Here is a 361-nt window from a genome sequence, read left to right as displayed (position 1 = left end):
GCTTTGTCACGCCCTCGCGGTACTTGTTCGCTATCGGTCTCTCACCTATATTTAGCCTTGGACGGAATTTATCGCCCGATTAGGGCTGCATTCCCAAACAACCCGACTCGCCGACAACGCCTCGTGTTGCGACAGGGTTCGGGCCGAACGGGGCTCTCACCCTCCCCGGCGCCCCTTTCCAGGGTACTTGGGCCCGGTCCGTCGCTGAGGACGCTTCTCCAGACTACAATTCAAGCTGCTACATGGCAGCCCGATTCCAATGCTGGGCCTATCCCGGTTCGCTCGCCGTTACTAGGGGAATCCTCGTAAGTTTCTTCTCCTCCGCTTATTGATATGCTTAAACTCGGCGGGTGGCCTCGCC

1 rRNA gene is annotated in these 361 nt (G+C 58.4%); it reads right to left on the bottom strand.

What is annotated here, in order from left to right:
• Positions 1-11: 11 nt before the first annotated feature.
• Positions 12-361, bottom strand: a 23S ribosomal RNA gene (locus B7C41_RS20325); the annotation flags it as partial.

The organism is Cognaticolwellia mytili (assembly GCF_002104475.1).
In the GTDB taxonomy this organism is placed as follows: domain Bacteria; phylum Pseudomonadota; class Gammaproteobacteria; order Enterobacterales; family Alteromonadaceae; genus Cognaticolwellia; species Cognaticolwellia mytili.
This window is presented reverse-complemented; position numbering and strand designations above follow the sequence as displayed.